This window comes from Inquilinus sp. OTU3971, assembly GCF_038440215.1.
This window is the reverse complement of sequence record NZ_JASATH010000142.1, coordinates 1-21830: the sequence shown is the minus strand read 5'-3', so window position 1 is coordinate 21830 and position 21830 is coordinate 1. Positions and strand designations below refer to the sequence as shown.

General features: G+C 70.2%; 26 protein-coding genes and 1 pseudogene. 10 read left to right on the top strand and 17 right to left on the bottom strand.

Going from position 1 to position 21830, the window contains the following annotated elements; genetic code table 11:
* Positions 1 to 52: 52 nt before the first annotated feature.
* Together AAHM41_RS28450 and AAHM41_RS28445 are read right to left on the bottom strand one after the other, a co-directional pair.
* The gene (locus tag AAHM41_RS28450) at positions 53 to 1330 is read right to left on the bottom strand and encodes an ABC transporter substrate-binding protein (protein WP_342239988.1); all 1278 of its coding nucleotides are present in this window, start codon (positions 1328 to 1330) and stop codon (positions 53 to 55) included.
* A gap of 130 nt (positions 1331 to 1460) precedes the next feature.
* On the bottom strand, positions 1461 to 3101 hold the full coding sequence (locus tag AAHM41_RS28445) for an alpha-glucosidase family protein (protein ID WP_342239987.1): 1641 nt from the start codon (positions 3099 to 3101) through the stop codon (positions 1461 to 1463).
* Between the two features lie 138 nt (positions 3102 to 3239).
* Between AAHM41_RS28445 and AAHM41_RS28440 the strand changes: the two genes are divergently transcribed.
* The gene (locus tag AAHM41_RS28440; protein WP_342239986.1) at positions 3240 to 4325 is read left to right on the top strand and encodes a LacI family DNA-binding transcriptional regulator; all 1086 of its coding nucleotides are present in this window, start codon (positions 3240 to 3242) and stop codon (positions 4323 to 4325) included.
* Positions 4326 to 4448: 123 nt separating this feature from the next.
* Here AAHM41_RS28440 and AAHM41_RS28435 read toward each other — a convergent pair whose 3' ends face one another.
* A complete protein-coding gene (locus AAHM41_RS28435; RefSeq protein WP_342239985.1) occupies positions 4449 to 5519 on the bottom strand; it encodes a glycosyltransferase family 4 protein in 1071 nt (356 codons plus the stop codon).
* A 300-nt stretch (positions 5520 to 5819) separates the two neighbouring features.
* On the opposite strand from AAHM41_RS28435, the gene AAHM41_RS28430 reads away from it, so the two are divergent.
* From AAHM41_RS28430 to AAHM41_RS28415, 4 genes are all read left to right on the top strand, one after another.
* The gene (locus tag AAHM41_RS28430) at positions 5820 to 7613 is read left to right on the top strand and encodes an ABC transporter ATP-binding protein (protein WP_342239984.1); all 1794 of its coding nucleotides are present in this window, start codon (positions 5820 to 5822) and stop codon (positions 7611 to 7613) included.
* Positions 7614 to 7691: 78 nt separating this feature from the next.
* On the top strand, positions 7692 to 8705 hold the full coding sequence (locus AAHM41_RS28425) for a D-cysteine desulfhydrase (RefSeq protein ID WP_342239983.1): 1014 nt from the start codon (positions 7692 to 7694) through the stop codon (positions 8703 to 8705).
* Entirely contained in the window at positions 8702 to 9301 is a 600-nt protein-coding gene (locus tag AAHM41_RS28420) for a DNA-3-methyladenine glycosylase I (RefSeq protein ID WP_342239982.1), read from the top strand. Before AAHM41_RS28425 ends, AAHM41_RS28420 begins: the two co-directional genes overlap by 4 nt.
* A 91-nt stretch (positions 9302 to 9392) precedes the next feature.
* Positions 9393 to 10280, top strand: a complete 888-nt coding sequence (locus tag AAHM41_RS28415) for a fatty acid desaturase (protein WP_342239981.1) — start codon at positions 9393 to 9395, stop codon at positions 10278 to 10280.
* 5 nt (positions 10281 to 10285) lie between these two features.
* On the opposite strand, the gene AAHM41_RS28410 is transcribed toward AAHM41_RS28415, so the two are convergent.
* A complete protein-coding gene (locus AAHM41_RS28410; RefSeq protein ID WP_342239980.1) occupies positions 10286 to 11182 on the bottom strand; it encodes a LysR family transcriptional regulator in 897 nt (298 codons plus the stop codon).
* Positions 11183 to 11287: 105 nt separating this feature from the next.
* On the opposite strand from AAHM41_RS28410, the gene AAHM41_RS28405 reads away from it, so the two are divergent.
* Entirely contained in the window at positions 11288 to 12292 is a 1005-nt protein-coding gene (locus tag AAHM41_RS28405) for an aldo/keto reductase (protein WP_342239979.1), read from the top strand.
* Positions 12293 to 12400: 108 nt separating this feature from the next.
* Complete coding sequence (locus tag AAHM41_RS28400; RefSeq protein ID WP_342239978.1) at positions 12401 to 12823, top strand: group III truncated hemoglobin; 423 nt, start codon at positions 12401 to 12403, stop codon at positions 12821 to 12823.
* A 6-nt stretch (positions 12824 to 12829) separates the two neighbouring features.
* Here AAHM41_RS28400 and AAHM41_RS28395 read toward each other — a convergent pair whose 3' ends face one another.
* The 7 genes from AAHM41_RS28395 to AAHM41_RS28365 all read right to left on the bottom strand — a co-directional run bounded on the left by AAHM41_RS28395 (position 12830) and on the right by AAHM41_RS28365 (position 16807).
* The gene (locus tag AAHM41_RS28395; protein ID WP_342239977.1) at positions 12830 to 13072 is read right to left on the bottom strand and encodes a hypothetical protein; all 243 of its coding nucleotides are present in this window, start codon (positions 13070 to 13072) and stop codon (positions 12830 to 12832) included.
* A gap of 97 nt (positions 13073 to 13169) precedes the next feature.
* A complete protein-coding gene (locus AAHM41_RS28390) occupies positions 13170 to 13739 on the bottom strand; it encodes a hypothetical protein (RefSeq protein ID WP_342239976.1) in 570 nt (189 codons plus the stop codon).
* Positions 13730 to 14365: a lysophospholipid acyltransferase family protein gene (locus tag AAHM41_RS28385; protein WP_342239975.1), complete on the bottom strand. Its 636-nt coding sequence runs from the start codon at positions 14363 to 14365 to the stop codon at positions 13730 to 13732. The genes AAHM41_RS28390 and AAHM41_RS28385 overlap by 10 nt, the downstream gene beginning before the upstream one ends.
* Before the next feature lies 1 nt (position 14366).
* Complete coding sequence (locus AAHM41_RS28380; protein WP_342239974.1) at positions 14367 to 15311, bottom strand: phosphatidate cytidylyltransferase; 945 nt, start codon at positions 15309 to 15311, stop codon at positions 14367 to 14369.
* Positions 15308 to 15916, bottom strand: coding sequence for a CDP-alcohol phosphatidyltransferase family protein (locus tag AAHM41_RS28375; protein ID WP_342239973.1), 609 nt, complete (start codon positions 15914 to 15916; stop codon positions 15308 to 15310). Before AAHM41_RS28375 ends, AAHM41_RS28380 begins: the two co-directional genes overlap by 4 nt.
* 70 nt (positions 15917 to 15986) lie before the next feature.
* Positions 15987 to 16316 (bottom strand): YnfA family protein, encoded by a 330-nt coding sequence (locus AAHM41_RS28370; protein WP_342239972.1) that lies wholly within the window; start codon positions 16314 to 16316, stop codon positions 15987 to 15989.
* Positions 16313 to 16807, bottom strand: a complete 495-nt coding sequence (locus tag AAHM41_RS28365) for a CinA family protein (RefSeq protein ID WP_342239971.1) — start codon at positions 16805 to 16807, stop codon at positions 16313 to 16315. The genes AAHM41_RS28370 and AAHM41_RS28365 overlap by 4 nt, the downstream gene beginning before the upstream one ends.
* 154 nt (positions 16808 to 16961) lie before the next feature.
* On the opposite strand from AAHM41_RS28365, the gene AAHM41_RS28360 reads away from it, so the two are divergent.
* Positions 16962 to 17648, top strand: a complete 687-nt coding sequence (locus AAHM41_RS28360) for a fumarylacetoacetate hydrolase family protein (RefSeq protein ID WP_342239970.1) — start codon at positions 16962 to 16964, stop codon at positions 17646 to 17648.
* 13 nt (positions 17649 to 17661) lie between these two features.
* Positions 17662 to 18261, top strand: a complete 600-nt coding sequence (locus AAHM41_RS28355) for a pyridoxamine 5'-phosphate oxidase family protein (RefSeq protein ID WP_342239969.1) — start codon at positions 17662 to 17664, stop codon at positions 18259 to 18261.
* A gap of 291 nt (positions 18262 to 18552) precedes the next feature.
* On the opposite strand, the gene AAHM41_RS28350 is transcribed toward AAHM41_RS28355, so the two are convergent.
* The 3 genes and pseudogenes from AAHM41_RS28350 to AAHM41_RS28340 form a co-directional block, all read right to left on the bottom strand.
* The gene (locus tag AAHM41_RS28350) at positions 18553 to 18798 is read right to left on the bottom strand and encodes a type II toxin-antitoxin system Phd/YefM family antitoxin (RefSeq protein WP_342239968.1); all 246 of its coding nucleotides are present in this window, start codon (positions 18796 to 18798) and stop codon (positions 18553 to 18555) included.
* Positions 18799 to 18858: 60 nt separating this feature from the next.
* Positions 18859 to 19167 (bottom strand): LysR substrate-binding domain-containing protein, encoded by a 309-nt coding sequence (locus tag AAHM41_RS28345; protein ID WP_342239967.1) that lies wholly within the window; start codon positions 19165 to 19167, stop codon positions 18859 to 18861.
* A gap of 52 nt (positions 19168 to 19219) precedes the next feature.
* Positions 19220 to 19369, bottom strand: a pseudogene (locus AAHM41_RS28340) (helix-turn-helix domain-containing protein); the annotation flags it as partial.
* A 19-nt stretch (positions 19370 to 19388) separates the two neighbouring features.
* Between AAHM41_RS28340 and AAHM41_RS28335 the strand changes: the two are divergent.
* Entirely contained in the window at positions 19389 to 19622 is a 234-nt protein-coding gene (locus AAHM41_RS28335) for a hypothetical protein (RefSeq protein ID WP_342239966.1), read from the top strand.
* 4 nt (positions 19623 to 19626) lie between these two features.
* On the opposite strand, the gene AAHM41_RS28330 is transcribed toward AAHM41_RS28335, so the two are convergent.
* From AAHM41_RS28330 to AAHM41_RS28320, 3 genes are all read right to left on the bottom strand, one after another.
* Positions 19627 to 19977 (bottom strand): DUF4112 domain-containing protein, encoded by a 351-nt coding sequence (locus AAHM41_RS28330; protein WP_342239965.1) that lies wholly within the window; start codon positions 19975 to 19977, stop codon positions 19627 to 19629.
* 89 nt (positions 19978 to 20066) lie between these two features.
* Positions 20067 to 20930: a hypothetical protein gene (locus AAHM41_RS28325; protein ID WP_342239964.1), complete on the bottom strand. Its 864-nt coding sequence runs from the start codon at positions 20928 to 20930 to the stop codon at positions 20067 to 20069.
* A 96-nt stretch (positions 20931 to 21026) separates the two neighbouring features.
* Complete coding sequence (locus AAHM41_RS28320) at positions 21027 to 21683, bottom strand: hypothetical protein (protein ID WP_342239963.1); 657 nt, start codon at positions 21681 to 21683, stop codon at positions 21027 to 21029.
* Positions 21684 to 21830 lie beyond the last annotated feature (147 nt).

The window sequence follows — 21830 nt, the reverse complement described above, 5'->3', positions numbered from 1 at the left end:
GGGGTGGCCCCGGCCCTTGGGGGGGGAGGGTGAGGGGGAACAGGCCTGTCCGCTACCAGCGGCCGCCGCGGCTCAGCCGGTTCAGGTCCTTCTGCAGCTGCGCCAGGTTGGCGGCGCCGTCGCCCTGTTTCGACAGGGTGTTGTGGACCGCGTTCCAGAACAGGGTGGAGACCTCGTTGTAGCGCTCGCCGGTGATCGCCGACGGGCGGGCGACCGCGCTTTCGAAGGCGGCCTTCAGGCTGGCGAAGAAGGGCTGGGCCTTCAGCACCTCCGGGTCGTCGTACAGCGCCGGAATCGTGGTCTGGAAGGTGGCCTCGATGGCCCGGCGCTTCTGCTCGTCCTTGCCGGTCAGGTAGAGGACCAGGTCGGCGGCCTCCTTGGGATGGGCCGAGTATTTCGACACCGCCAGGTTCCAGCCGCCGAGCGTCGCCGCGTGGCGGGCGCCTTCGCCGTCGCCCTTCGGCAGTGGGGCGGTGCCGATCTTGCCCTTGACCGGGCTGTCGCCGGAATTGACCAGCGAATAGGCGTAGGGCCAGTTGCGCATGAAGGCGGCGTTGCCGGACTGGAACACGCCGCGGGCGTCCTCCTCCATGTAGTTCAGCACGCCGTCCGGCGCGATGGTGCCGATCCAGGAGGCGGCGGTGTCCAGCGCCTTGGCCGCCTGCGGGTTGCTGACCGTGATCTTGCCGTCCTGGCCGACGATGGTGCCGCCGCCGAAGCTGGTGACCCACTCCAGGGCATCGCAGGTCAGGCCCTCATAGGCCCGGCCCTGGAACACGAAGCCGAAGAAGCGGTCGTTGCCGTCCTTGCGCTCGCCCTCCTGGATGGTCTTGGCGGTCTCGGTCAGCTCGGCCCAGGTCTCGGGCACCTTCAGCTTGTATTTGTCCAACAGGTCCTGGCGGTAATACAGCAGCCCGGCATCGGTGAACCAGGGCAGGGCCAGCAGCTGGTCGTTGCGCGTCAGGCCCTGGATGATGGTGGGGAAGTGCTGGTCGATCGTGGCCTGGTCGGCATAGGGCTTCAGGTCGATGAAGTGGCTGCCGATGATGGCGGGCCAGATCACATCGATCTGGAACACGTCGATATCGCCCGACTGGGCATTCAGGATCTGCTGGTACAGGGCGAGCTGGTCGGAGGTCGATTGCGGGGCGGCGACGATGTCGACCGTGTTCCCGGTCTTCTCCGCCCAGGCTTTGGCGCCCTGCTGGCATTGCGGCTGCTCGCTGCCGGCGGAGCCGCAGGAGATGGTGACCTTGACCCCTGCCGCCTGCGCGGCGGTGCCGGCCAGAATCAGGGCCAGTGTGAGCGGAAGTAGCGCGCTCCTCGACATGGTCTCCTCCTTGTGGTTTTGGCCGCGGGGGAGACCGGCGCGCCCCCGCGTGCTTGATCTTGGGGCAAGGGTGACTCGCCAGGCCGGCCTCTGGCGAGTCGAAATGAATTTAGTCTTGAACCGAACGCGGCTAGGCCGCGCTTCGTTCCGGCTGCACCGCCTCCGCCGCCAGGGCGCCGAAGAAGGCGGCATAGGGCGGCAGCGCCACCCGGCCATTGTCCAGCCGGGCGCCCAGCCCGGGCGCGTCGGTCGGCGCGATCTCGGCCGGCGGCGCGGTCCAGATCCGGGTCTCGCCGGTCAGGTTGAAGACGCAGAGGATGCGCTCATCCTCCAGCCGCCGCTCGAAGGCCAGCACGCCGTCGGCGGTGTCGAGGAATTTCAAAGAGCCCGAGGCGAAGGCCGGGCGGCTGCGGCGCCAGCGCAGGAACTGCCGGGTGAAGGCCAGGGTCGAGTCGGGGTCATGCTGCTGCGCGCCGGCGGCCAGGCGGCGATGCGCCTCCGGCACCGGCAGCCACGGCTCGGCGGTGGAGAAGCCGGCCTGGGGCGCCTCGGCGTCCCACGGCATCGGGGTGCGGCAGCCGTCGCGGCCCTTGTAGTCCGGCCAGAAGGTGATGCCGTACGGGTCCTGCAGCTTCTCATACGGCACCTCGGCCTCGGGCAGGCCCAGCTCCTCGCCCTGGTACAGGAAGGCGGTGCCGCGCAGCGAGGCCAGCAGCGCGACCAGCAGGCGCGCCAGCCGCGGGTCGGCCTCGGCGCCGCCCCAGCGTGTCGGCACGCGCTTGACGTCGTGGTTGGAGAAGGCCCAGGACGGCCAGCCGTCGGTGGTCGCCTGCTCGAAGGCGATCAGTGCGGTGGCGATATGCGCCGCGTTGAAGGTGTCGTTCAGCAGGCTGAAATTATAGGCGGTGTGCAGCAGGTCGGCCTGGACGTATTCCGCGGTCCGGCCGATCGGGTCGTCGTCGCCGATCTCGGCCACCGCCATCTTGTCCGGATAGCGGTCCATCAGCGCCCGCAGCCGGCGCAGGAACATCAGGTTCTCGGGCTGCGACTTGTCGTAGAGATGCAGCTGCATGTAGTAGGGGTTGTCCGCCCGGTCGTCGCCGGTCGGCGCCCGGTCGGCCGGCTTGCCCGGATTGTCGCGCAGCATGCGGTCGTGCATGTAGAAATTCGCGGTGTCCAGGCGGAAGCCGTCGGCGCCGCGCTGCAGCCAGAACTCCAGCGCCGCCAGCACCGCCTCCTGCACCTCGGGATTGTGCAGGTTCAGGTCGGGCTGCGTGGTCAGGAAGTTGTGCATGTAGTACTGGCGCCGGCGGGTGTCCCACTGCCAGGCCGAGCCGCCGAAGATCGACAGCCAGTTGTTCGGCGGGTTGCCGTCCGGCTTCGCATTGGCCCAGACGAACCAGTCGGCCTTGGGGTTGTCGCGGCTGGCCCGGCTCTCGCCGAACCAGGGGTGCTGGTCGGAGGTGTGGCTGATCACCTGGTCGATGATCACCTTCAGCCCCAGCGCATGCGCCTTCTCGACCAGCCGGTCGAAATCGGCCAGCGTGCCGAACATCGGGTCGACGTCGCAGTAATCCGAGACGTCGTAGCCGAAATCCTTCATCGGCGATTTGAAGAAGGGCGAGATCCAGATCCCGTCGACGCCGAGATCGGCGATGTAGTCGAGCTTGGCGGTGATGCCGGCCAGGTCGCCGATGCCGTCGCCATTGGTGTCCAGGAAGCTGCGCGGGTAGATCTGGTACATCACCGCGCCACGCCACCATTCGCGCATTCAGCCCCTCCGCATGTCCCCCTGCATCCTCGCGATGATTCCCGTGCCAGCCCCCTGGCCATGGTCATCTGAATGCATTCAGTTTTACAGTATCGAGGCTTTCTTGATCGATCAAGAGGGAGTCTTTAGGGTGCCGCCATGAGCGACGGATCGGAGAAGCGGCGGGGCACGCTGCTGGACATCGCGGCGGCGGTCGGTGTCTCGCGCACCACCGTGTCGAACGCCTTCAACCGGCCGGACCAGCTGTCGAAGGAGCTGCGCGACAAGATCATGGCGGCGGCCCGGATGCTGGGGGTGCACGGGCCGAACCCGGCGGCGCGGATGCTGCGCACCGGCAAGGCCGAGGCGATCGGCCTCTTGTTCCACGAGACCCTGCCCTTCGCCTTCGACGACCCGGCGGCGGTCGGCATGCTGCGCGGCGTCGCCACCGCCTGCGAGAAGGCGCGCTCCGGCCTGCTGATCCTGCCGGCGGTGAAGAGCCCGGCCAGCCGCAGCGCCATCCACCGCGCCGCGGTCGACGGCTTCCTGGTCTACGGCTTCCTGAACGGGGCGGAGGCCTGGGCGCCGCTGCTGCGTCGCGGCCTGCCGGTGGTGGCGATCGACAACCAGGTGCCGGACGGCGTGCCCTTCGTCGGCATCGACGACCGCGGCGCCGCCCGCCGGGTGGCGCAGCATGTGGTCGGGCTCGGCCATCGCCGGCTCGGCATCATCACGCTGGAATCGGCGGTCGACGGCTATGTCGGGCCGCTCGACGCGGCGCGGCGGACGAAGATGACCTTCCGCACCAGCGTCGACCGGCTGGACGGCTATATCGAGGCGATCGCCGCCGCCGGCATCGACCCGGACTCGGTGCCGGTGGAGGAGCGGCCGGCCTCGAGCGAGGCGCATGGCCGCGACGCGGCGCTTTCATTGCTGCGCCGGCCCGACCGGCCGACGGCGATCCTGGCGATGTCCGACCGGCTGGCGATCGGCGCGATCGAGGCGGCGCGGTCGCTGGGCCTGCGGGTGCCGGAGGACGTGTCGGTCGCCGGTTTCGACGACATTCCGCGCGCGGCTTTGGTGCGCCCGGCCTTGACCACGATCCGCCAGCCGCTGTTCGACAAGGGCGCCACGGCGGCCCGCCTGCTGCTCGACGCCGTGGCCGACGGCAGCACCATCCCGCCCGACCGCCATCTGCTGCCGACCGAGCTGGTCGTCAGGGCCTCCACCCGGGCGCCGGGTTGAGGGGGCGGAGGAGAGAGTGAGTAGGTTGGGTTCGCTCTCGGGCGAACCCAACATCCCGCCGCGCGATGACACTGTTGGGTTCGCGTGCCGCGAACCCAACCTACGACTGTGAACGCGGTCCCCTCAGTTCGCCACCGCGCGCAGCACGGCGGGCTTCTTCGGCGCCTCGACGGCCTGCAGGCCCTCGTAGATCGAGAGATAGTCCTGGGCCATGCGGCGGGCGGTGAAGCGCTGGTCGAAGACCTCGCGGATGCGGGTGTTCGACAGCTCGGGCAGGCGCTGCACCGCCGCCACCGCGCCGATCTCGTCCTCGACGATGAAGCCGGTGACGCCCTCGTCGATCACCTCCGGCACCGAGCCGCGGTTGTAGGCCACGACCGGCGTGCCGCAGGCCATCGCCTCGATCATCACCAGGCCGAACGGCTCCGGCCAATCGATCGGCACCAGCAGGCCGATGGCGCCGCTCAGGAACGCCGACTTCTGGCTGTCGTCGATCTCGCCGATGAAGTCGACATGCGGCGACCGTGCCAAGAGCGGCTTGATCTCGGCGTCGAAATACTCCTGGTCGGCCTTGTCGACCTTGGCCGCGATCTTCAGCGGCAGGCCGCTCTTGGCCGCGATCTCGATCGCCCGGTCGACCCGCTTCTCCGGCGCGATGCGGCCGAGGAAGGCGAGATAGCCGCGCTCCGCCGCCACCGGCGCCAGCAGCTGCGCCGGCAGGCCGTGATGCACGGTGGAGATCCAGCCGGCCTTCGGCATCGGCCGGCGCTGGGCGTCGGAGATCGACACCACCGGCACATGCGAGAAGGTCTCGAACATCGGGTGCAACTCGGGCAGGTCGAGCCGGCCGTGCAGCGTGGTCACGAACGGGACGTCGCCGCGGCTGAACAGCGAGAACGGGAAATAGTCGAGATGGCAGTGGATGATGTCGAACTCGTCCGACCGCCGATACACCTGCTCGAACATGTGCATATGGGGCGCGATCCAGTCGCGCACCGAGGCGTCGAGCCGCATGGCCCGCGGCCAGCAAGCCTCGAGCTTGGCGGAGGTCACGGAATCGCCGCTGGCGAACAATGTGACGTCATGGCCGAGGGCGACGAGCTCTTCCGTGAGGAAGGACACGACGCGTTCGGTGCCGCCATAGAGCTTGGGGGGGACCGCTTCGAACAGCGGGGCGACCTGCGCGATTCGCATATGGATGGAACTCCCTCCGCAGATGGGGGTTTTGTCTGACATCACCGGCGGCGCTGCGGCGCAGCAATGCGGCGCTGCTCTTCTTCAGGTGCTTCCGCGGCAACGGGCACTCGATGACCACAGACAATCGGGACGGCAAAAGGTTCCGACTCCGGTCCGATAATGTTCTGTGGGGCGCACGCAGATAAGGTGCAGTGCAGCGATGCGCTGTCATCTGTCGGTGGGGTGCGCCGGGACTCGCAAGGCGGCGGAAACGCGCCGTCCATGGTGGATGAAGACAACGCAGGGGATCTGATGGACATGACCGCGTCCACGCAGACTCGCACTCTCGAGGGATTCCGGAACCGGCCGATCGGGTTCATCCTGCATTATGTGCGGCAGGAGGCCGCACCGCATGCGGTGGTGATCGCCTCGGTCGTGGCCGCGGTCGCCTGCGCGATCGGGTCGCAATACGCGATCAAGCACCTGGTCGACGTGCTGGCCCTCGGCGCGTCCGGGGCGATCTGGCTGGCCTACGGCCTGCTGGTCGGGCTGATCCTCGCCGACAACATGCTGTGGCGCGTCGGCGGCTGGGTCGCCAGCCGGGCCTTCGTCGCGGTCACCGGCGCCGTCCGCCGCGACCTGTTCCGGCACCTCACCGGCCATGCGCCCAGCTATTTCGCGGACCGCCTGCCCGGCATGGTCGCCGGCCGCGTCTCCGCGACGGCGAACGCCATCTTCACGACCGAGAGCATGTTCTCCTGGAATGTGCTGCCGCCCGCTCTCTCCCTGGTCGGCGCGATCTGCGTCCTCGCCTCGGTCGATCTCGTCATGGCGGCGGCCCTGGTCACGGCCGCGGTGGCGCTGTCGGCGTTCATCTACCGCCTGGCCAAGCGCGGCGGGCCTATCCACCGCAGCTATGCCACCGAGGCGGCGAAGGTCGACGGCGAGCTGGTCGATGTGATCGGCAACATGGGCCTGGTGCGTCTGTTCGGCGCCACGTTCCGGGAGCAGGAGCGGCTGGCCGACCGCATCGGGGTCGAGCTCGCCGCCCGCCAGCGCAGCCTGCGCTATATGGAGCGGCTGCGGTTGATCCACGCGGCGATCACCGGTGTGCTGACCGCGGGGCTGCTCGGCTGGGCGCTCCTGCTGTGGCAGGCGGGGCGGGCCACGCCCGGCGACATCGTGCTGGTCTGTTCGCTCGGCTTCGCCATCCTGCACGGCACTCGCGACCTGGCGGTGGCGCTGGTCGACCTGACCCAGCACATCGCCCGGCTGTCCGAGGCGATCTCGACCCTGCTGGTGCCGCACGACCTGCCCGACGCACCCCATGCCGAGCCGCTGCCGGCGCCGAAGCATGGTGGCGGCGTGCCGATCGGCTTCGCGGGCGTGCGCTTCGCCTATCCCAAGCGGGCGCCGATCCTGGACGGCTTCGACCTGCGCATCGAGCCCGGCGAGCGGGTCGGGCTGGTCGGCCTGTCCGGCGCCGGCAAGTCGACCGTGCTGACCCTGGTGCAGCGCTTCTACGATGTCGGGCTGGGCCGGATCGAGGTGGCCGGGCGCGACATCCGCGACCTGACCCAGGAGAGCCTGCGCCAGATCATCGGCGTCGTGCCGCAGGACATCTCGCTGTTCCACCGCAGCGTGCGCGAGAACATCCGCTACGGCCGGCCCGACGCGACCGATGACGAGGTGATGGCCGCGGCCACGGCCGCCCATTGCCGGGACTTCATCGAGGCGCTGCCGGAGGGCTTCGACACCGTGGTCGGCGACCGCGGGGTGAAGCTGTCGGGTGGCCAGCGCCAGCGCATCGCCATCGCCCGCGCCTTCCTCAAGGACGCGCCGGTGCTGCTGCTGGACGAGGCGACCTCGGCGCTGGACAGCGAATCCGAGCGCGCGGTGCAGGAGGCGCTGGACGACCTGATGCAGGGCCGCACGGTGATCGCCATCGCCCACCGCCTGTCGACGCTGCAGCGCTTCGACCGGATCGTGGTGATGGAGGGCGGTCGGGTGATCGACCAGGGCACCCCCGCCGCTTTGGCCGACCGCCCCGGCATCTACCGCACCCTGCTGCAGCGCCAGCTCGGCCACCCGGAAGAAGCCCACGCGGCGTGAGGCGGTTCGCACCCGCCGCCCCGGCGTGATATGCAGCCGGAGGCGGCCGCCCGGGGCCGCGCCTCAGGGACGGATCCGATGCCATCGCTGGACCAGCTGCCGCGCCTCCGCCTGCAGCACGCGCCGACGCCCTTGGAGCCGCTGCCGCGGCTGACCGAAGCGCTCGGCGGCCCCCAGCTCTGGATCAAGCGTGACGACTGCACCGGCCTGGCGTTGGGCGGCAACAAGGTGCGCAAGCTGGAGTTCCTGCTCGGCGACGCGCTGGCCCAGGGCGCCGACACCATCATCACCGCCGGCGGCCCGCAGTCGAACCATGCCCGCCAGACCGCGGCCGCCGCGGCCAAGCTCGGCCTCGACTGCGTGCTGGTGCTGACCGACGCGGTGGCCGGGCGCGACCCGTCCTATCACGCGAGCGGCAACCTGCTGCTCGACGAGCTGTTCGGGGCGCGGATTGAGCTGCATCCCGGCACCGCCGACCCCGATGTCGAGATGGCGCGCGTTGCCGAGGAGTGCCGGGCCGAGGGCGGCACACCCTATGTCATCCCGATCGGCGGGTCGAACGCGCTCGGGCTGGTCGGCTATGTCGACGCGGCGCAGGAGCTGTTGCGCCAGGGCCGCGACCAGGGCGTCGACTTCACCCATGTGGCCCTGGCCAGCGGCAGCGGCGGCACCCAGGCTGGGTTGGCGCTGGGTCTCGCCCTCGGCGGCAGCAAGGCCCCGGCGGTCGGCTACTGCATCAGCCGCAGCTCGGCGGAGCAGCGGCCGAAGGTCGCCGGGCTGGTCCAGGCCGGGGCCGAGCTGCTCGGCGTCCCGGCGCCGCTCTCGGCCGCGGATCTGGTGCTGGAGGACGGCGTGGTCGGCGACGGCTACGGCCTGCCGACGGACGGCATGGTCGAGGCGCTGCAGCTGGCCGCCAGCCGCGACGCGATCGTGCTCGACCCGGTCTACAGCGGCAAGGCGATGGCCGGGCTGATCGCCGGCATCCGCGCCGGCCGCTTCCGGCCCGACGACGTGGTGGTGTTCCTGCACACCGGCGGCACGCCGGCCCTGTTCACCTATCCCGACGCCTTTCCGATCCATTGGGGCGAATGAGCGATCCGTCGCCGAGCGACCTGCCGCGCTGCGGCTGGGCCGCCGGCGGCCCGGCGATGCTGGCCTATCACGACCGCGACTGGGGCACGCCGGAGCGCGACGACCGTGCCCTGTTCGAGAATCTCAGCCTGCAGGGCACCCAGGCCGGCCTGTCCTGGCGCCTGGTGCTGGAGCGGCGGCAGAACTACCGCCGTGCCTTCCACGGCTTCGACATCGTCCGGGTCGCGGCGATGACCGACGCGGAGATCGAGGCGCTGCTGGCCGATGCCGGGCTGATCCGCAACCGGGCCAAGCTGAACGCCGTGCGCAGCAACGCCCGGGCCACGCTGGCGGTGATCGAGTCCGAGGGTGGGTTTGGCCGCTACCTCTGGTCCTTTGTCGGCGGCGAGCCGCTGGTCAACCGCTGGACCGCCCATGCCGAGATGCCGGCCACCAGCGAGATCTCCGACCGGATGAGCCGCGACATGAAGCGCCGCGGCTTCGTCTTCGTCGGCTCCACCGTCTGCTACTCGCTGATGCAGTCGGCCGGGCTGGTCAACGACCACATGGTGGGCTGCTTCCGGCATCCGGCGTTCGGAAGACGGGTTCAGGAGTGACCTGACCAAAGCTCAGCCCGTCAGCCGACACCTTCTGCCGCAACCGGACACTGCCCTTGATCCCGGCCGCCGCCCGGCGCGAGGATAGGGCATGGTGGAGACCAGAATGCTGCCGCCGGCGGCGCTGAAAGAGCTGTCCCGGCGATCCGACACGGAAGGGTTGCGGGCGCTGGCCCGGCATCTCGGGCTGATCGCGCTCGGCATCGCCCTGGTGCTGGCGGCGCGGGGCACCCTCTGGGTCTGGCCGGCCATGGCGCTGCTCGGCGCCGCCGAGATCTCCCTGTTCGCCCCGCTGCACGAGACCACCCACCGCACGCCGTTCCGCTCGCTGTGGCTGAACCGGCTGGTCGGCTGGGTCGCCGGCTTCGTCCTGGTGCTGCCGCCGGAGGGTTTCCGCCTGTTCCACTTGGCGCATCACCGCCACACCCAGGACCCCGGGCGCGACCCGGAGCTGATCGGTGCGAAGCCGCTGACCCGCGGCCGCTACTGGCTGATCCTGACCGGGCTGCCGTATTGGGGCGGCCAGATCCTCGGGATGGTGCGCACTGCGGCGGGCCACGATCGCTCGCCCTGGATCCCGGCCGCCGACCGGCCCCGGGTGACGGCCGAGGCACGGCTCTACCTGCTGCTCTATGCGGCTATCCTCGCCGCCAGCCTCGCCACCGGCAGCACCCTCGCCCTGCTGCTCTGGATCGGGCCGGTGGTGCTGGCCCAGCCGCTGCTGCGCTGGGTGCTGCTGGCCGAGCATTCCGGCTGCGTCCGCAGCAACGACCGCTGGGCCAACACCCGCACCACCCTGGCCGGGCTGGTGCTGCGTCTGCTGTTCTGGAACGCCAGCTACCACACCGAGCACCATCTGGCGCCCGGCGTGCCGTTCCACGCCCTGCCGCGAATGCACGCGCTGGTCTCCGGCCGGCTCGCCGTGCTGTCGCCGGGCTACCCTGCGGCGCATGCCGAGATCCGCCGGACGCTGGCCTGACTCCCTCAGCCTCGATCCGCCTTGATGAAATCCACGAACGCCCTGAGCGGCGCCGGCATGTGAGTCCGGCTCTGATAGTAGAGGAAGGGGCCGGAGAAGCTCTGCCACCATTCCTCCATCACCGGCACCAGCGCGCCGCTGTCGAGATGCGGTCGCAGCACCTCCTCGAACGAGCTGATCACCCCCAGCCCGGCGACCGCGGCCGCCACCTCCATCTCGAGCGCGTTGGCGATCAGCGGGCCGTCAGGGCTGATCCGGATGATCTGGCCGTCGCGCTCGAACTCCAGGCCGGCCAGCCGGCCGCTGGCGAAGCGGTGGCGGATGCAGGAGTGGTCCAGCAGATCCTTCGGATGAAGCGGCCGGCCGCGCGCCGCGAGATAGGACGGCGCGGCGGCGACGACGAAGCGCTGCACCCGCGGGCCGACCGGCACCGCGATCATGTCGCGCTCGACCCGCTCCTCATAGCGGATGCCGGCGTCGAAGCCCTCGGCCAGCACGTCGACGAAGCTGTCTTCCGCCGTCACCTCCAGCCGGATGCCGGGATGCGCCACAAGGAACCGGGCTGCGATCGGCGGCAGGATGTGGCGGCCGACGATCGTCGGCACGTTCAGCCGCAGCGTGCCGGTCGGGCTGTCGCGAACGCTGTTGACGGCGTCGAGCGCGCCGGCGATCTCGCCCAGCGCCGGGCCCAGCCGCTCCAGCAGCCGCTCGCCGGCCTCGGTCGGGGTGACGCTGCGGGTGGTGCGGTTCAGCAGGCGCACGCCCAGCCGCGCCTCCAGCCGCCGCAGCGCGTCGCTGAGCGAGGAGGCGGAGACGCCGCGTAAGGTCGCGGCGCCGCGGAAGCTGCGGGCCCGGGCCACGGCGACGAAGGCGTCGAGGTCGGACAGGTCGGGGCTGCTCATCGTTCGGTTTTCCGCACGGCTTGTTCGCTATTGCCCGGATTATCGCACGAAACCGACCTCGCCATATTGCGGGTTATCGAAACCCCTCGCGCATCGGAGCCCGTCATGCAGTACCACCAGCTCGGCGCCACCGGCCCGCGCGTCTCCGCCCTCGGCCTCGGCGCCATGGGCATGTCCGGCATGTACGGCCCGTCCGACCGGGCCGAGAGCATCGCCACCCTGCACGCCGCGCTCGACGCCGGCATCACCCTGATCGACACCGGCGATTTCTACGGCTCGGGCCATAACGAGATGCTGATCGGCGAGGCGCTGCGGACCGGCGCGAAGCGCGACGCCGCGATCCTCAGCGTCAAGTTCGGCGGCCTACGCGACCCGGCCGGCGGCTGGACCGGCATCGACACCCGGCCGGCGGCGATGAAGAACTTCCTGGCCTATTCGCTGCGGCGGCTCGGGGTCGACCATGTCGACATCTACCGCCCGGCCCGCCTGGACCCGGCCGTGCCGATCGAGGACACGGTCGGTGCCATCGCCGAGATGGTGCAGGCCGGATATGTCCGCCATATCGGCCTGTCCGAGGTGGGGTCGGAGACGATCCGCCGCGCCGCCGCGGTGCATCCGATCGTCGATCTGCAGATCGAGTATTCGCTGGTCTCGCGCGGCATCGAGGACGGCATCCTGGCCACCTGCCGCGAGCTCGGCATCGGCATCACCGCCTATGGCGTGCTGTCGCGCGGCCTGATCAGCGGCCATTGGCAGAAGGGCAATGCCGGGGCGGGGGATTTCCGCAGCCACAGCCCGCGCTTCCAGGACAGCAATGTCGACCGGAATCTGGCGCTGGTCGAGGCGCTGCGGGCGGTGGCCGCGGCCAAGGGCGTCACAGTGGCCCAGATCGCCATCGCCTGGGTTGCGGCGCAGGGCCGGGACATCGTGCCGCTGGTCGGCTCCCGCCGCCGCGACCAGCTGGCCGAGGCGCTGGGCGCACTCGACGTCGCGCTGGCCCCGGACGACCTGGCCCGGATCGAGCAGGCCGTGCCCAAGGGTGCCGCCGCCGGCGACCGCTACGCGGCTGTCCAGATGGCCCATCTCGACAGCGAGCGGGGGCGCTGCTGAGGGTCGACCCCAACCGCTCCGCTCGCCGAGCGCCTTGCGCCCGCTTGAACCCAGCCCTGCGGCGATCGGCCCTGGCGCGAGGTGCACCGGATCTGGCCATATATCCGCATGGATATGACGGATGCCGATCCCATCGAGCCGATCGACGAGGCGATGATCAGGACCCTGGTCCACGCCTTCTACGGCCGCGTGCGCGGCGACACCGTGCTGGGGCCGATCTTCGCCGGGGTGATCGGCGCCGATTGGGCCCCGCACCTCGCCAGGATGTGCGACTTCTGGTCGTCGGTGATGCTGCGCAGCGCCCGCTACCAGGGCCGGCCGATGCAGGCCCATGCCGGGGTTTCGGCGCTGCGGCCGGAGCATTTCGCCCATTGGCTGGAGCTGTTCCGCGCCACCGCGCGCGAGGTCTGCCCGCCCCGGGCGGCGGCGCGTTTCATCGACCGGGCGGAGAAGATCGCCGAGAGCCTGCGCCTCGGCGTCATGTTCCAGCGCGGGATTCTGCCGGACGCCCCGGCGCGCCGCGCGGGCTGAGCCGGCTCAGCGCTTCGCCGCGAAAGATGCGATGGCGAAGCCGGCGCCGACCACGGCCAGGCCGCCGACCACGGAGACGATGGTCAGGGCGACCGACAGGTCGCTGCCCGTGGGGCCGAACAGGGCCAACAGGCTGGCGCCCAGTCCGGCCAGGGAGATGCCGCCGACCGTCAGCAGCGATTGCAGGTCTGACGGGGTCTTCGAAACGGCGGCGCTCTTCGCGCGGCCTTCGGTGCGCGACAGGTCCATCACTTTCTCCAGGCGGGCCGGCTGAGCCAAACCCGGGGCCGCCGTCTCCATTATGTCAGATGTGTTGTCCTGCAAATAGGGCGGCAAGGGCCAGGCGTCAGCCCCCGACCTTGGACCAATAGGCCCCATAGAACGCAGACCAGCCCAGCGCCGCGAGCAACAGCCGCACCCGGACCGGCCGCAACCAGCCGGGCAAGGCGGGTGTCAGCCGATGCAGGACCGCCCCGGCCGTAGCGAGTGCGACGAAGCGCGGCAGCCGCACCAGCGGCGTCAGCAGCGCCAGCTCCCAGACCGGGACGCCCAGCCCCGGCGCGCTGGCGGCGGCGATCTTGTAGGGGATGCCGCTCAGGCTGGCCAGGATCAGCACCCCAGCCAGGCCGGCGGCGGAGTCGGTGCCGGCCATCATCCCTTGCAGCCGGGCGATCATGGCGGGCGAGATCGCCGGCACGGCGTCGACCACCGCCAGCGCCGTATCCGGCGCGTGGCTGGCGAAGACCGCCAGCGCGGTGCCGCCGACCACCGCCCCGGCCGCGGCGGCGATCGCGGCGCGCAGCCCGGCTCGCCAGCCCCGCGCCAGCGCGATCAGCGACACCGGCACATCCGGCACCACGAAGAACAGGCAGGCCTCCGCGACGCCCCACAGGAAGGCGAGCCACGTCAGTCCCATTCGGGGAACCTCGTGCCCTCCACGAGTTTCGCCATCGATGCCTCGAGGGTTTCGACGAAGGCATCCGTGTCCTCCGGCCGGTCCGCCAGGGGCGGGCCGACGAAGGCGTCGCAGAAGAACGGCACCGGCAGGAAGGCGCCGCGCGGCAGCACCTTGCCCAGCCCGTGCAGGTAGACCGGCACGATCGGCACGTCCGGCCGTCGCCGGGCCAAGTGGCAGATGCCCTTCTTGAAGTGCTGCAGCCGCTCCGGCTCGCCGCGCGACCCCTCGGGGAACAGGATCAGGATGCAGCCCTGGTCCAGCGCCTCGACGCAGCCCACCAGCGGGTCCTCGCCGCGCTCCCGCGCATGCCGGTCGAAGGGCAGGATGCCCATGCAGTTCAGCGAGAACCAGGCCATCGCCCTGCCGCGCAGGAAATAGTCGGCCGCCGCCACCGGCCGCACCTTGTGCAGGATCCGGCTCGGGAACAGCGAGGTCAGGGCCACCGTGTCGGCATGGCTGTTGTGGTTGGCGACGATGATCGCCGGCCCCGCCATCGGCAGCCGCTCCGGGTTGCGGACATGCAGCCCGACGAACAGCAGCATCACGGGCTTGGTCACCAGCCAGTGGAACAGCAGCCGCCACATGTCAGTAGTAGAAGTAGCGCGTGAAATGGAAGAACAGCGGCGCGGCGAAGATCAGGCTGTCGATCCGGTCCAGCACGCCGCCATGGCCGGGGATCAGCGTGCCGGTGTCCTTGATGCCGATGTCGCGCTTGACGGCGGAGACGGTGAGGTCGCCGAAGAAGCCGCTGACCGCCATCAGCGCCCCGGCCGCCAGCGCCATGGGCAGCGACAGCGGCGCCAACAGCGGCCCGATCAGCCCGGCGACCACCGTAGTGGTGACCAGGCCGCCGACGAAGCCCTCCACCGTCTTGTTCGGGCTGACCGAGGGCGCGATCTTGTGCCGGCCGAAGATCCGGCCCCAGACATACTGCGCCACGTCGTTGCCCTGGGTCAGGATCAGCAGCAGCAGCAGCAGGCCGGCGCCGCCCGGCCCGGTCTCGCCCGCCTCCGGCAGCACGAACAGATAGGCGACATGGCCGATGGCGAAGACGCACAGCATCAGGCCCCAATGCAAGGTGCCCAGCGCCCGCAGGAAGCCGGTGACCTCGCCGCGCAGCACCATCATCGCCGGCACCACCATGAACAGGTAGACCGGCACCCAGATGATGAAGAAGCCGTACTGCTCCTGCGCGATCCACCACCATTGCGTCGGGATGGCCAGGTAGGCGATCAGCAGCACCGCCCGGTCGGCCCGGCGGGTCGGCACCACCGACAGGTACTCCTTCAGCGCCAGGTAGCTGACCACCGCCAGCACCACCAGGACGGCGATCGGGTTCAGCACCAGGGCGATGCCGCCGGCGATCACGATCACCCACCAGGAATGGAGGCGCAGTCTGAGCTCGGTCCAGTCCTTCTCCGGCTTGCTGCGGCGCAGGAACAGCACGGCAGCCTCGGCCACCACCAGCACGACGATCAAGGCGCCTAGCGTCCAGGCGACGGTCGGGTCGACATTGAGCCCGGCGATCATGCCCCGATCTCCGCCAGGGCCGCACGGACGCGGTTGAGGATGGTGAGGAGGGCCAGCAGCAGAAGCGCCCCCAGCACCAACGGCATCCACAGCGCCGGGGCCAGGATCTGGAAGAAGGCGGCGACGGCCAGGACCGAGAAGGCCAGCGCCCGGTCGGATTTGCCGAACGGCCCGTCATAGCGCCGGCTGGCACCGATGGTGCGCGCGGCAATGCCGGCCGCCTCGCCGATCACCGCCAGCAGCACGATCAGCACCACCAGCCAGGACGGCGCCGGCAGCAGCAGCGCCAGCGGCAGGTATAGCGCCGCGTCCGACACCATGTCGCCGACCTCGTTCAGCAGGGCGCCCAGCGGCGTCGGCCGGAAGAACTCCCGCGCCAGCATGCCGTCGATCGCGTTCAGCGCCATGCGCAGCAGCAGGAAGGGCGGATACAGCAGCAGCAGCCAGGGCCAGCCCGTGGCGGCGACGATGAGTCCCAGCAGCACCGACAGCCCCGCGGCGGCCAGGGTCACGGCGTTGGCGCTGACGCCCTTCTCGGCCAGCCGCGCGGCGGTCGGGCGCAGCAGGCCCTGGAATCTCGGCTTGATGTCATAGAGCGACGGCATGAACCCCCCGGGTCCGCATCATACCGACGCAGGATGCCGGCGCCATCATGGCGGAAGCGGGGCGAACCTCTCAGGCGGCGAGGCGCCGTCCGAACAGGATCACCCCGGCCCCGGCCAGGCACAGCACGGCGCCGGCCAGGTCGAAGCGGTCCGGCCGGCTGCCCTCCACCGCCCACAGCCAGGAGAGCGATGCGGCGATGTAGATCCCGCCATAGGCGGCATAGGCCCGGCCGGCGAAATCGGCATCGATCCGGGTCAGCAGCAGCGCGAACAGGATCAGGCTGGCGGTGCCCGGCAGCGCCCACCAGGGGCTGCGGTCCAGCCGCAGCCAGGCCCAGAAGGCGAAGCAGCCGGCGATCTCGGCGAAGGCGGCCAGGATGAAGGCGAGGATCGAGGTCACGGCCGGCCATCCTGGTCCAGCCCGTCCAGCAGCAGCCGCAGCAGGGCCAGGGCGAAGGCGTCCATGTTCGCGGCGCGGTCGGCGTTGCCGGTCGCCACGGTCGCCGCCAGAATCCGCGGGCCGCAGAGGGCGATGCAGCTGTGCCCGGCCGGGTCGCCGTAGCGGTTGCCGGTGGGGCCGGCCGCGCCGGTCTCGGCGACGCCCCAATCCGCCTGGAAGCGGTCGCGCACCGTCCGCGCCAGCATCGCCGCATAGGGCTCGGTCGACGGGCGCAGGCCGACCATCTCGGCCTCGCCGATCGCCAGCAGCGCCCGCCGGGCCGCCGCGGTGTAGACCACGGCCCCGCCCTGGAAATAGGCGCTGGCCCCCGGCACGGCCAGCAGCGCGGCCGACACCAGCCCGCCGGAGGAGGATTCGGCGACGGCGATGGTCTGCCGCCGTTCGGTCAGCAGCTGCCCCGCCTGCGCGGCAATTGCGGCGATGGTCGTCATCCGGTCCTCGATCCTTCGGTCCGACGGCAGGATGCATCGGATCCTGCCGCGCATCCTAGCGGCGGCTGGCGTTGGGCATCGATTCCGGGTTTGACAGGCCGGGCGGCGCCGCGCAGCTTCGCCCGCGGACCATCGCTCCCTGAAGGACTTCCCGATGTCGACCGTGATCACGCCGCCGCCGCAGACCCTTGTCCCGGTGCTGGGCAGCGACGCCACCTTTCCCGTCGGCCGCATCTTCTGCGTCGGCCGCAACTACGCCGCCCATGCCCGCGAGATGGGCCATGATCCGGACCGGGAGCCGCCGTTCTTCTTCGCCAAATGGGCCGATGCGGTGGTGCCGACCGGCAGCACCATCGCCTATCCGGCGGCGACCAGGGACCTGCATCACGAGATCGAGCTGGTGGTGGCGATCGGCGCCGGCGGCACCGACATCGCGGCGGAGCGCGCGCTCGGCCATGTCTGGGGCTATGGCGTCGGGCTCGACATGACCCGCCGCGACATCCAGGCCGAGGCCAAGAAGCTGGCCCGGCCCTGGACCATGGCCAAGTCCTTCGACCAGTCGGCGCCGCTGTCGGCCCTGCGCCCGGCGGCCGAGATCGGTCACCCATCCGCAGGCGCGATCTGGCTGAAGATCAACGGCGAGACCCGCCAGTCCGGCGACCTGGCCGACCAGATCTGGCCGGTGCCGGAGATCATCGCCCATCTCTCCCGGCTGGTGGCGCTGCGCCCCGGCGACCTGATCATGACCGGCACGCCGGACGGCGTCGGCCCGGTCAAGCCGGGCGACCGGCTGGAGGGCCATGTCGCTGGCGTCGGCGACCTCGCGGTAACCTACCGCTGATGGCCCCCTGCTGATGGACGCGGGCGGCGACCTGGCCGCGGTGCTGGCCGATGCCTGGGCCCGGCTCGGCCGCGCCGCCGGCGAACGCCGCCGCGCCGCCGGCGAACGCCGCCGCACCACCGGCCGGGTCGCGCTCGCCACCCTGAACGCCCGGGGCGGGCCGGCGCTGCGCACGGTGGTGTTGCGCTCGGTCGACCCCGCGGCCCGGCGGCTCGAGATCCACACCGACCGACGCTCGGTGAAGGTGGCGGAGATCCAGGCCGATTCCGCCGTGGCGCTGCTGCTGTACGAGGCGGCGGACGAGGTGCAGATCCGGGTCGAGGGCCGGGCTCAGCTGCTGCCGCCCGGGGCCGCGCTCGACGCCGCCTGGGCGGCGACGCCGGGGCCGATCCGTGCCGCCTACCGCATGCCCGGCCCGCCCGGCACCCCGATCGCCGACCCGGCTTTGCCGTCGCCCGCGACCGACGGGTCCGAGGCAGGCCGCGAGAATTTCGCCGTGATCGTGCTGGCGGTCGACCGCATCGACTGGGTCCGCCTGGACCCCGGCGCCGACCGCCGCGCCCTGTTCGACTGGACCGGCGGAACGCTCAAGGCGAGCTGGCTCATTCCCTGACCGTCTCTCAATTCCAGGGCCTGCCGGATTCACACATCGTTGAAGTGAGCTTTTTCTAGTCCCCCCTCCCCTTGCGGGAGGGGGTCAGGGGAGGGGTCTGCGCGCGTCCGCGCGCGAATGGGTAGGGGCCCGGAACTCGCCGTCCGCGCGGCTTCTGACGGTCCGGGCCGGTCCTGGGCTTCGAAAACCCCCTCCCCCTACCCCCCTCCCCCCTCCCGCAAGGGGAGGGGGGACTCAAAAGAGATGATGTGTGAATGTCGTAAGATCCGAGGCCGGGCACCGCCCCACCGGTCACAAGACGATCTTGCGCCCGGTGTCGCTGCCGCGCTGGATGCCGAAGTCGCCCACCTTCGGGCCGCCGAGCAGAAGAACCCGTACATCTGCCTGCCGGGAGAGCAGGGCGCGGTAATCCTCGATCGACAACAGCACCGCGCGCTTACGGCCGTGGCGTGTAATGGTCTGCGGCCCCTCCGTCCGCGCCCTTTCGACCAATTCGCTGAAGCGCGCCTTCGCCTCCTGGACCTGCCACTCCGCCATATCGCACTCCAGACCGATATGACTGGACTATTGGTCCCGATCGGTCGCACGGCAAGCCGGTCAGGCGGCGGCATCGATCTCGCAGGCGCGGGCGATGTTCGGCAGCCAGCCCTGGCAGAAGTCCAGATAGGCCCGGACGATCGTCGACGGGTGGCGGTGCGGTGGATAGACCAGGTGCAGCGGCCATTCCGGCAGCTCGTGCCGCGGCAGCAGCTGCACCAGTCGCCCGTCGCGGATCGGTCCGGCCGCCAGGAAGGGCGGCAGCTCTGTCACCACGTCGCCGTCGAGCGCCCGGCTGAACAGCAAATGGTAGTCGTTGGCGGTCAGCACCGCCCGGGGCACCACCACCTGCCCGCCGCGCCCCGGCATCGGTCAGCCGGGTGCCGCGGGTCGAGCGTTCCAGCAACTGCACCTTGAGCTGCCGTTCCAGCTCGCGGATGCGGCGGCTCAGCGTCGGCAGCGGAGTGCCGAGGCACGCCGCCGCCGCCGACAGGCGCGCAACCTTGGGAAACAAAAAAACCGTCCGGGCGGTTTGCGATACGTTGTGCGCGATGCTAGGTTGAACGCCCATTCGACAGAAGGGCGACGCGATGGCACAGCAGATTCCCCTACCCATGCCGGACCGCACCGGACGCGCGGCGGGCAGCGGCCGGACAGCGGGTCCCCAGGCCACCGACCTGGTGTCTGAATGCAGCTGGGTCACCCGGCCGGCGGCGGCACCGGCGGAGCCGCTCGGGTTCATCTTCCCCTGTTGTGGCGGGCGGTTCGTGTCTTCGTCGCCGGGTGCCGATCCGTCGGCGGAAGATCCGGACGCCGGCGTCTGAGGCGTCACGCCCCGGCGGCGTGGCGTTCGAAGTGCCGCCGCAGCAGCCGGGCGTTGCGGCGGTTGGCCTTCAGCCCGATGTCCAGGATGTCGCCCAACACCGGCACGGTGCCGAGGGCGACGTCGAGCACGACGTTGCCGGCCATCAGCACCAGCACCCGGTTCGGCGCGCCGAGGCGCCGGGCCTGCAGAATCAGCCAGGCGGAGAGCAGCCCGCCGGCGGCGTCGCCCAGCCCCGGCACCAGCCCGATCACGGCATCGAGCCCGAAGCGCCAGCCCAAGAGCGGCAGGCGCCAGCGCGAATCCAGGAGCGTGGCGAGGCGGTCCAGGCGGTCCAGTTCGGCGGCGTGGTCCAAGGTGGGTCCCGAGCGGTTTCGGCCGGGATGAGATGGGGCCGCGGCGCGGGGATGTCCATCGCGCCCGGCCTTGGGCCGATGCCGGTGGATCAGCCCCGCTGCGGCAGGGCGAGAGCGGTCTTGCTCTGCTCCTCGAAATTCACCCAGTCGCCGAGATCATCCTGCATCCCGATAAACAGCTTCAGCGCCCGTGCCGCCGCACCGCGCGGCAGGTATCCGTCCTTCACCTTGCACTTGAACGAGATTTCGGCCACCCGGGGCGCGGCGGTTTCCGCATCGAAGTACCAGAGGGTCAGGGCAAATCTGGCGTCGACTTCGCCGAGATCGACTTCCGCATCCTTGAACACCAGCTCGCTGATGGTCGGCCCCGAACGCAGCGCCGCGTCCGACCGGATCTCGTCGATGGTGGTCGGCATCAGATTGTTCAACAGCGTCGGATAGAGCTCCAGCACATCGCCCAGGCGATCGATGGCCAGGCCGTCCGGCACCGACTGCGTGGTCGAGACGGAGAACCGGCTGCGGATGGAGCGGGGCTCGGCGACCGAGACGCAGCGGCTGCCGGGCCGCGCCACCGAGACCTGGAGGGGGGCGATATCCTCTTCGAACTCCGTGTCGGCGCCCTTCTGCGTTCCCGGAAGCGGCGTGTCCGCGGCAACGAAGAGATCGGTCGTTCGCAGCTTCAGGGTCAGCTCCGGTTTCGATGCATCGTTGCCGTCCGCATCGATGTCGGTCCGCTCCCGGAGGATATAGTCTGCATCGTTCAGCAGATGATCGCCGGTATCCCGGAACTTGATCGTCCGGCGCACTGCCGGATCGAAACCCCTTCCGTGCCGCGATTTCTTGTCGTCCTTCTTGTCGAGGTGGCCTCGGACGATCGACTCGATCTGGACATTCCAAAACTGATTGGCCTTCTCCAGCGACATCTCGCCGGCGAAGCAATCGGGTTTGAGCAATAATTTATACTCTCTTGCTTTCAGGGGAATGCACCGATTCATGGCATACCTCAAATATCAATAAACCTACCTCCAGCCGGCGAGCGCGGGCGCGGCCTAGCTGCGGAAGTTCGAGGGGACGATCTTCTTGTCCATGTACTCGTTCAGCCAGAGGCGGTAGGCGGCCGATGTCTTGCCGCCGGCCTTCGTGATGTACGTGTCTGCGGCGGCGCCGACCTGGCCGACCAGTTTGGCGCGGGTGTAGGTCTTCGTGCCGTTCAGGAACCCGATCGCACCGGCCGCCCCCTCGTGGTGGGCGAGATACATGTACCGGGCCCGCTGATCGTCCGTCAGCTTCGCCGGCAGGACGCCGGCCTTGTCCAGCGCCTTGAGATTGTCGACGCCGTATTCGGCCGCCGAGACGATCGACAGCAACGGATCGAAGCGCAGCTTCAGGAAATCGGCCATCTTGCCGGCGGTGACCTTGTTGGCTGCGGTGATCAAGCCGGCCGCCTTGCCGCGCGTGTTGAGCAGGTGGGCAGGGTTCTTGGCGTGGCCTTCCCAGGTGGATTCCAGGAACTGGGTCATGCCGCCGGCCTTGGAGTCCTTGTTGTAGGAGTCCTCGTCCCATTGGCCCCTGTTGGATCCCGAACCGATCTTGGCGGCTTCGGCGTCGATCAGCGCCGCGATCGCCGAGCCGTCGATGCCGGTGGCCTTCTCCGCAGCCTGGATTTCGCTGCGATAGACATCGTTCTTGCCGAGCTTGAGTGCCATGGTGAAATTCCTCATCGAAAATAAAGAGCAGTATTGGATTTAGTCGCGTTCTTGCCTTTCAAAGCCGATAGACACCGCTCCGATGTCCGGCAATCCGACGCTGCAACACCGGTGAGACGATGATGGCGAGATGCGGGACGCCTCCTT